8 protein-coding genes and 1 pseudogene are annotated in these 8469 nt (G+C 70.5%); 4 read left to right on the top strand and 5 right to left on the bottom strand.

Annotation, left to right across the window (positions count from 1 at the left end; all coding sequences use genetic code 11):
- Nucleotides 1-121 (bottom strand): annotated as a pseudogene (locus CCR97_RS32290) (IS110 family transposase); the annotation flags it as partial.
- Nucleotides 122-402: 281 nt separating this feature from the next.
- Between CCR97_RS32290 and CCR97_RS11890 the strand changes: the two are divergent.
- Both CCR97_RS11890 and CCR97_RS11885 read left to right on the top strand, forming a co-directional pair.
- Nucleotides 403-951, top strand: coding sequence for a response regulator (locus CCR97_RS11890; RefSeq protein WP_111358567.1), 549 nt, complete (start codon nt 403-405; stop codon nt 949-951).
- A 13-nt stretch (nt 952-964) separates the two neighbouring features.
- Nucleotides 965-1648, top strand: a complete 684-nt coding sequence (locus tag CCR97_RS11885) for an Hpt domain-containing protein (RefSeq protein WP_111358566.1) — start codon at nt 965-967, stop codon at nt 1646-1648.
- A gap of 324 nt (nt 1649-1972) precedes the next feature.
- Here CCR97_RS11885 and CCR97_RS11880 read toward each other — a convergent pair whose 3' ends face one another.
- Nucleotides 1973-3139 (bottom strand): DUF2336 domain-containing protein, encoded by a 1167-nt coding sequence (locus tag CCR97_RS11880; protein ID WP_111358565.1) that lies wholly within the window; start codon nt 3137-3139, stop codon nt 1973-1975.
- Between the two features lie 193 nt (nt 3140-3332).
- Nucleotides 3333-4640, bottom strand: coding sequence for a transglycosylase SLT domain-containing protein (locus CCR97_RS11875; protein WP_201159520.1), 1308 nt, complete (start codon nt 4638-4640; stop codon nt 3333-3335).
- A 165-nt stretch (nt 4641-4805) separates the two neighbouring features.
- On the opposite strand from CCR97_RS11875, the gene CCR97_RS11870 reads away from it, so the two are divergent.
- Both CCR97_RS11870 and CCR97_RS11865 read left to right on the top strand, forming a co-directional pair.
- Complete coding sequence (locus tag CCR97_RS11870) at nt 4806-5291, top strand: MaoC family dehydratase (protein ID WP_111358564.1); 486 nt, start codon at nt 4806-4808, stop codon at nt 5289-5291.
- 13 nt (nt 5292-5304) lie between these two features.
- Nucleotides 5305-6189: an HpcH/HpaI aldolase/citrate lyase family protein gene (locus CCR97_RS11865; RefSeq protein ID WP_111358563.1), complete on the top strand. Its 885-nt coding sequence runs from the start codon at nt 5305-5307 to the stop codon at nt 6187-6189.
- A 138-nt stretch (nt 6190-6327) separates the two neighbouring features.
- Here the strand turns inward: CCR97_RS11865 and CCR97_RS11860 are convergent, their stop codons facing one another.
- Nucleotides 6328-7218, bottom strand: a complete 891-nt coding sequence (locus CCR97_RS11860) for an SMP-30/gluconolactonase/LRE family protein (RefSeq protein WP_111358562.1) — start codon at nt 7216-7218, stop codon at nt 6328-6330.
- Nucleotides 7219-7227: 9 nt separating this feature from the next.
- Complete coding sequence (locus CCR97_RS11855) at nt 7228-8208, bottom strand: Bug family tripartite tricarboxylate transporter substrate binding protein (protein ID WP_170145939.1); 981 nt, start codon at nt 8206-8208, stop codon at nt 7228-7230.
- Nucleotides 8209-8469: the final 261 nt, after the last annotated feature.

The raw sequence follows: 8469 nt of genomic DNA, 5'->3' as shown, positions 1-8469 counted from the left end.
ACGCCTCCACCTCCTTGCGACGAAGCCGCTTGCGCAGCACCGGCTGCTCGGCCGCGTCCACCCCGTGCAGTTGAAAGATATGCTTCGACGTATCCATTCCGATGCGGATACTCTGGCTCACGGACGGACCCCTCGTTTGAGATCTTCACCGACCTCATTCTGGCACAGCGATGCCGTAGGGGGCCGTCCACACCATCAACCCCTGTCTGTCGTCAGCTACCGGCACCGGGGGTATGGATCCCGGGCTCGCGGACCTGAAGGTCCGCGCCCCGGGATGACGAGCGACTACGGCCGGCGTCGGACAGCTCCGTGCCCCGCCCGGTTAACCTAAACCCTTCCTTAAAGCTTCGCGGGCAGGATCGAGCCTGATCCTTCAGGCATCGTGTCAGTCTCGCGTGAGCCATGGTCCGCATCGACTTCAACCGGCTGCGGTTTCTTCTGATCGACGACAACGCGCACATGCGTCGCATCCTGCGTACGCTGCTGCACGGCTTCGGCTCCCGCGAGGTCTACGAGGCCGAGGACGGTGCCGCCGGGCTCGAGGCGTTCACGCACAACATCCCGGACATCGTGATCACCGACTGGGCAATGCCGATCTTCGACGGGCTCGAGCTCACCCAGATGATCCGCCAGCCGGGCGCCAACGCCAACCCGTTCGTGCCGATCATCATGCTGACCGGCCATTCCGAGAAGAAGCGCGTGATGGCGGCGCGCGACTGCGGCGTCACCGAGTTCCTGGTCAAGCCGATCTCGGCCAACGCGCTCTATCAGCGCATCTTGACCGTGGTCGTGAATCCGCGTCCCTTCATCAAGACCAAGACCTTCTTCGGCCCCGACCGGCGACGCCTGGTCAACCCGAACTATGTCGGCGTCGAGCGCCGCAAGGGCACGGCGAAGGCCGAGATCATCCCGCAGCAGGCGCTGCTGGAGCGGGTGAAGATCACCGAGTGAGCAGGGTGACCCGATGACCTCCGGGCGAGGCGGCGGCAAGACCGGAAAGCCGACCGGCAGGACGTTGGCTGGCGAGTCTTCCTCGAACAAGTCTTCGTCGAGCAAGTCTTCGTCGAGCAAGACTCCGGACGCGCCGAAGGTGACCAATTACGGCGACCACGCCGTGATCGTGCCGAAGAATCTCCTGCGCAAGGCGTGGGCCCGCAACGCCGCGCCCGGCCTGCCCGATCCGGTCGCCGACGCCGAGCGCGCGCTCGCCGCGCTCTCCGGCGAGTTCGCCGGCTGGATGGACAACGAGTGCGAGCGCCTCGACGCGGCCCGCAAGGCCGTCAAGGCGAAGGGCTTCGACGCCGAGACCCGGCAGGCGCTATATCACGCCGCACACGACATCAAGGGCCAGGCGGCGACGCTCGGCTTTCCGCGCGCCGCCGCGGCGGCGGCGAGCCTGTGCCGGCTGATCGAGCGCACCATCGACAGTAAGCGCATCCCGCTCGCGCTGGTCGACCAGCATGTCGACGCGGTGCGGGCGATCGTGCGCGAGCACGGCACCGCGCGCGCCGAGATCCTGGCCGACACGCTGTCGGCGAAGCTGCGCGAGATCGTCGACGAGCACCTGAAGAGCGAGAACGGCGGCCGCCTCCCCGACGACGACGAGGTGCTGAGCCCGCCGACCGTGCCGCGCAGCGAACTTCCTTAGAGTGATTCAGCACGGTTTCGACCGACGCCGCCCCACCCTCCGCTCGTCCCCGCGCAAGCGGGGATCCAGGAGCCGCATGCCGTGTCGCCCCCGCGTCCCCGCCTTCGCGCGAAGGCATGCACACATCTCGACAAGCTGCGACGTCGTCGCCGGGCTTGACCCGGCGACCCATCTCGCTGCGACAGAACGCATTTTGATGAAGGTGATGGATGCGCGGGTCGAGCCCGCGCATGACGCTCTCATGCGAGGCACGCGATGTGTGCATGCCGCAGCGCCTTCGCGGGGACGAGCGGAAGTCGCGTCCCATCCATCACAATCAAAGGCCTACGCCGCGAGGCGAATCCGCATCAGGTCGGCGACCAGCTCCTGCTCGAGCTTCTCGCAGGCGATCAGCGCTTCTTCGCGCGCCGCCTCGGCGGCGAAGCGGCGCAGCAGCGCGAGCAGCGGCTCGACCTCGCCAATGTCGGACTGCCCGCAGGCGGTGAGCACCCGCTCGACCATGCGGCGGTGCAGGCGCGCGGCGCCGTCGAGATCGGGCCCCTCGCGCCACGCCTCGAGCGCGAAGCGGAACGCCGGGAAGGTCGAGCCCGGCAGCCCGGCGCGCGAGAAGATCGCGCGGAAGCCGACGCCGGTACGGTCGTGGATCAGGAGGCGCACGCGGCGCAGCGGCAGGCCGGCGAGCTCGGCCAGCGCCTCCTCGAACAGCCCGACATTGCCGGACAGCAGCGCGCGGAGAATGAGCCCGGCGGTGAGCTGGCCGCTGGCGCGCAGATGGCGCACGAGCGGCGCGGCGCCCTCCTCGCCGGCGCGCGCGGCGAGCGCCACGGTCGCCTTCTCGCAGGCCTCGCGGGCGACCGTGCGGGCGTGGCTGCCGTCCATCCAGGAGCGGCCCGAGACGAAGGCCGCGAGCGTCGCGGAGAGCCGGGCGATCAGCGCCTGGCGGCACGCGACCGGCAGGTCGGGCCGCCCGAGCAGCGCTTCGCGCATCGCGCCGAGATCACCGAAGCGCTCGACCAGCCGGGCGAACGACAGGGACGCGATTTCGGCCTGCGGATTCTCGATCAGCACCAGGCAGGCTTCGGGGCCGCCCACCTCGGCGATCGCGGCGGCGACGGCGCGCGGCAGCGGCGCGCGGCCGGCGATCGCGGTCTGCACGGTGTCGCCACCCGTGGCGGCGAGGTCGACCAGCTCGGCGTCGATGAACAGGGGCGACGACGCCAGCACGACGGCGGCGATGTCGGGACGGTCGTGTGCCAGGAGGTGCACCACGGTCGACGGCGCCTCGCGGCTCGGCGCCAGCACGCCGGCGAGCGCGCCGCGCACCAGCGGCGAGACGTCCTCGGCCAGCATCACCAGCACGCCCTCGACGGCGTCGCGCTCGTCGTCGGGCAGATCGGAATAAAGATAGGCCCGTGCGAGCGCGCTGGTCGCCTCGGCCCGCTCGCCGGCGGGCGCGGTGCGGACCCACTGAAGAAACTGGCGGACGATCATGCTGCTGAACCCGACGCGACGGAGGGCGACACGGAGGAGATTTTCAGAACCCGCGAACCTCACGAGAGGCAGACGAGTCCCGCCATGCATCAGCCTACGGGCGCGCCCTTAACAAAGGGTTCACCATAAATCTTTGTGTTTGTTGCTGATTTATTAACGCCGCGAGACCACCGACGGTCCGCGTAGCGGCGCCCTATCCGCGCCGGCCGAACAGGCCGCCGGCGTTGGTGCCGGGAGCGGAGAACAGTTCCGAGGCGCGGCTCGGGTCGGGGACCGCGAGGGATGCGGGGGCGGCCGTGCTCGCCGCCACCGGGGTCGCCGCGACCGGTATCGGCGCGACGGGAGACGGGGCGACAGGAGATGGGGCGACGGGAAACGATGCGGCCGGCGTGTAGGCGACGGCCGACGACGCGACCGGGCGCGTGGGCGACGCGGGCGCTGTGACGGGTATGACCGTGATCACGGGGGCGCGCGCCGGCGCGACATTCGGCGGAGAGGCGGCCGACGCGGGTGCGTTTGCCGTGTAGGCCGAGCGGGCCATCGCCGCGGGCACGGCCGCGACTGGCGTGGTTCCTGACACGGTGCGCGGTGTCGCCTGCGCGGCGACGCCCGAGAGGGCGGCCGCGACATGCGGGCGGGTCGACCACAATTCGCTGACGATGTCGGAGACGGCGCCGCGCTCCGGCCCACTCTGGAACAGGCTGTGGAACAGCGGCCCGGTCGCCACGGTGCGGGCCGGCTCCGTCTGGAGATTCGCCGTCGCGGTCGCCGGAACGCGCCGATCGCCGCCCTGCCCGGCTGGCGCGACCGACACCACCGGGCCCGACGCGCCCGAGCGGCCGGCGGCGGCGTTGCCCGTCATCGCGGCCGTGCCGGCGACGGCGCGGTCGTAGCGCCCCACCAGATTTCCGTAGACCTGGGCGAAGCTGCGCGCCGTGCCGTCGCGCTCGTAGAAGATCGACGGGTTGGCGGCGGCGGCGTTGGGGAAGGTCTCCGCAGCGACACCGCTCGGGTTGCGGCTGGCTTCGGTGATCAGCCGGGCCGCGCCCCCGGGTCCGAGAAAATGGGCGATGTAGAGCTCGCCCTCGTTCGGCGCCCGGCCGATCAGCGCCTCCACCTTCGCCGCGTTGCGCTGCGTGAAGGCGCCCGCCATGACGGCGTTGGCGCCGGCGTCCCCGCGCAGATTCATCACCGCCTGCTGCAGGCTCGGGTCCGTCACCTCGTAGCGGCCCGACGCCGTCTTGGTGATGGCGTCGGCATACTGGCCGAAGCCGAGCGCGGTGCCGGCCTCCTTCAGCATCATCAGCCAGGTCTGGTCGATGAACTGGAACAGGCCGCGCGCCGACGATGTCGTCGACGCGGCATTAGGGTTGAGGTCCGATTCGACCTTCGCAGTCGCCAGCAGATAGTCGAAACTGGTGCCGGTCGACTGCGCAGCGCCCCGAATGGCGTCGTTGACGACCCATCCGGAGGTCGAGGAGCTGGTGCCGGAGACGGGCAAGGTTCAACCTGCGGCGCGGGCGCGAGACGGGAGCGAGGACGACACCGCCGAGGCTGCGCCGGTTATGGTAAACAAAGTATGAATCGCGCCCTGCTCGCCCACCGGCAGGACTCACGGCGGCAGCGAAGGCGCGGCACGGAGACGAGCCAGAGGGGGACCACAGGAATGTCCTGGACGACCGCGGTCCGGCACCCGCGCGGCGGGATGTATTTCGAGGATTTCGTCATCGGGGAGGTGGTCGAGCATCGCTACCGGCGGACCGTCACCCAGATGGACAACATGCTGTTCTCCAACATGACGCTGAACCCGCAGCCGCTGCACATCGACCGGCACTTCTGCGAGAACGAGACGCAGTGGGGCCGGCCGCTGATGAACTCGCTGTTCACGCTCGGCCTGATGATCGGCATGTCGGTGTCGGACCTCACGGTCGGCACCACCATCGCCAATCTCGGCATGACCGACGTGGTCTTTCCGCATCCGTTGTTCGAGGGCGACACGCTGCGGGCCCAGACCGAGGTGATCAACAAGCGCGAATCGTCGTCGCGCCCGAATGCCGGTATCGTCGAGTTCCACCATCGCGGCTTCAACCAGAACGACAGGCTGGTCGCCGAATGCCGCCGCCAGGTCTTCATGCTCAAGCGTCCCGCCTGAGGAGACACCCCGCATGCGCTCCCTGCTGTTCGTGCCGGCCGATGCCGAGAAGAAGCTCGCCAAGGCCATGGAGTGCGGAGCCGACGCCGTCATCGTCGATCTCGAGGATTCGATCTCGCCCGACCGCAAGGAGGCGGCCCGCACCGCCGCGGCCGAGTTCGTCGCCGCGGTGGCCGACTGGCCGTCGCGCCCGCGCATCCTGGTGCGGGTGAACGGGCTCGACACCGGCCTGACCGACCAGGATCTCGACGTCGTGATCCCGGCGCGGCCGGACGGCATCATGCTGCCCAAGGCCGAGGGCGGCCCGGCCGTGATGCATCTCGACGCCAAGCTGGCGGTGCGCGAGGCGGTCGCCGGCCTCTCCGACGGCCATGTCGCCGTCTATGCGATCGCCACCGAGACGGCGCATGCGCTGTTCGTCGCCGGCAGCTATCGGGGCGCCAGCCGCCGCCTCGCCGGCCTCACCTGGGGGGCCGAGGATCTGTCGGTCGATCTCGGCGCCGAGGCGAACCGCGACGACGACGGCCGTTTCCTCGACGCCTTCCGGCTCGCCCGCACGCTCTGCCTCGCCGCCGCCGCCTCGGCCAAGGTGCAGGCGATCGACACGGTGGCGGTCGACTTCCGCGACGAGACGAAGCTGTGGCGCGAATGCGAGGAGGCGCGGCGCGACGGCTTCACCGGCAAGATGGCGATCCACCCGGACCAGATCGGGCCGATCAACGCCGTGTTCACGCCCGACCCCGCCCAGGTGGCGAAGGCGAAGGCGATCGTCGCCGCCTTCGCGGCGCAGCCCGGCGCCGGCGTCGTCGGCCTCGAGGGCGTCATGTACGACCGCCCGCACCTCGTCCGCGCCCTGGCGCTGATCGCCCGCGCGAAGGAGATCGAGGAGACGGCGTGAGCTCGGGCGGTGGATTGGCCCGGCGTCATTCCGGGGCGCGGCGAAGCCGCGAACCCGGAATCCAGCCATGAGCGCCGCGGTCTCGGCTGGATTCCGGGTCCGGTGCTGCGCACCGTCCCGGAATGACCGAGTCTCGTCTCACCCCGGCAGCACGGCTTCCAGAATCTGCCCGGTCTCCGACTCGGTCATCAGCAGCGTGCGGCCGTCCGGCCGCAGCACCGCGTTGGTGAGGGTGCGGCCGGCGCAGCTCCGGATGCGGAAGAGCGGCTCGCCGAGCCGCGACAGCACCCAGGCGCTGCCGTGCCCGGGATCGCAGACGATCAACCGACCGTGCGGATCGACCACCAGCCCGTCGGGCCCGGACAACCCGCCCGGGAGCTGGGCGAACAGCTGCGTCTTCGCCGACAGCGCCGCCGGCGCCAGTGGCACCCGCCAGATCTGAGCGGCGCGGGTGAGCGCCAGATAGGCGTGGGTGCCCTCCGGGTTGACGGCGACACCGTTCGGCGAGGCGGCGTTGCCGATCAGCCGGTCGAGCCGGCCGTCCGGCCACAGCCGGTAGAGCCGGCCGCTCGGATCGTGCAGCCCGGTCTGGCCCTGGTCGGTGAACAGCACCGAGTCGTCGGCGAGCAGCGCGAGGTCGTTCAGCCCCTTGAAGCCCTCGCTGTTTACCGTGGTGCAGACCGGATGGATGGTGCCGGTCTCCGGATCGATGCGCAGCAGTCCGCGGCGATAGTCGGCGACCAGGAGGCTGCCGTCCGTCCGGAGCTTCATGCCGTTCGGCCAGCCGTCGTACTCGTGCACCAGGCTCCAGCGGCCGCTGCCGTCGACGGCGAAGATGCGGCCGTAGGGGATGTCGGTGACGTAGAGGGTGCCGTCCGGCGCCAGGCACGGCCCTTCGAGAAAGCTGTCGATCGCGGCGCCGGGCTTGTTGGCGGCGCCCCATTCGTTCGGCCGGGGCGTGCGGAACGCGTCGGGCAGCCGCGCGAAGACGCGGCTCTCGACATCGACGGGGGGTGCGAACCAGCTCATGGCGACAGTCTACTGCAGCTTGATGTCGGCCGCCTTGGCGATGGCGCTCCAGCGGGCGATCTCCGACTCGATCAGCGCCTGCGCCTGCGCGGGCGTGTTGCCGACGGCGTCCATGCCGAGCTCGGCGAGGCGCTTCTTGGTCTCGGGCTGCGCCAGGCCGGTGCGGATGTCGCGGTTGAGCCGCTCGACCACGGCCGGCGGCGTCGCGGCCGGCACGGCGAAGCCGACCCAGAACTTCATCACCATGCCGGGCAGCCCCGCTTCCGGAGCGGACGGCACGTCGGGCAGCACCGGCGAGCGGGTCTCCGCGGCGACCATCAGGGGCCGGAGCTGGCCGGACTGGATCAGCGGCAGCGCGGTCGGCAGCGAGGTGACCAGCACCTGCACCTGGCCGGCGACCAGATCCTGCAGCACCGCGCCGGCACCGCGATACGGCACGTGCACGAGGTCGACGCCGGCGAGACTCTTGAACAGCTCGCCACCCATATGGGTGTTGGTGCCGTTGCCGCCCGAGCCGAAGAAGTACTTTCCGGGGTTCGCCTTGAGGAGCGTGATCAGCTCGGCGACCGTGTTGGCCGGCAGCTTCGGATTGACCACCATCACGTGCGGATTCTCGACCGCGGTCGTCACCTGCACGAAGCTCGTCTTCGCATCGAAGGGCAGCGTCGGGATCAGCCCGGCCGCGATCGTGTAGGACATCTCGAGCGTCAGCAGCGTGTGGCCGTCCGGCGCCGAGCGGGCGACCGCGCTCCAGCCGACCACGCCGGCGCCGCCGGTGCGGTTCTCCACCACGGTGGGCACGCCGAGCGGCTGGCCGGCCGCCTGGGCGACGATGCGGGCGACCGTGTCGGTCGAGCCGCCCGGTGCGAACGGCACCACGAAGGTCACCGGACGCGACGACGGAAACGTCTGGGCCGGCGCGGAGCCGGGTGACGACGTGACGGCGATCACGCCGGCCGCGAGAGCGAGCGCGCGGACGATCGACAGCATGGCTTTCCCCTGGGCAGTCCTGGACGGGATCTTCGACGAAGGACGCGACGAACAAAAGACGCGTCGCACCGAAGAGGCGGCACTCCGAAGCCGCGGCGCGACGAAGACGACGGGCCGGCGCCCGCGCGGGGGTTTCTTCAGTATGACCATCGCCGCATGCCTTGCCAATCGCCGAGGCCCGGCCGCGCGAATGGCATCACGTCAGTCGAGCGATCACGTCAGTCGAGCGGCGTCTCGAACACCGGCTTGCGCGGCTCGGGC

The organism is Rhodoplanes elegans, from assembly GCF_016653355.1.
Taxonomy (GTDB): domain Bacteria; phylum Pseudomonadota; class Alphaproteobacteria; order Rhizobiales; family Xanthobacteraceae; genus Rhodoplanes; species Rhodoplanes elegans.
This window is presented reverse-complemented; position numbering and strand designations above follow the sequence as displayed.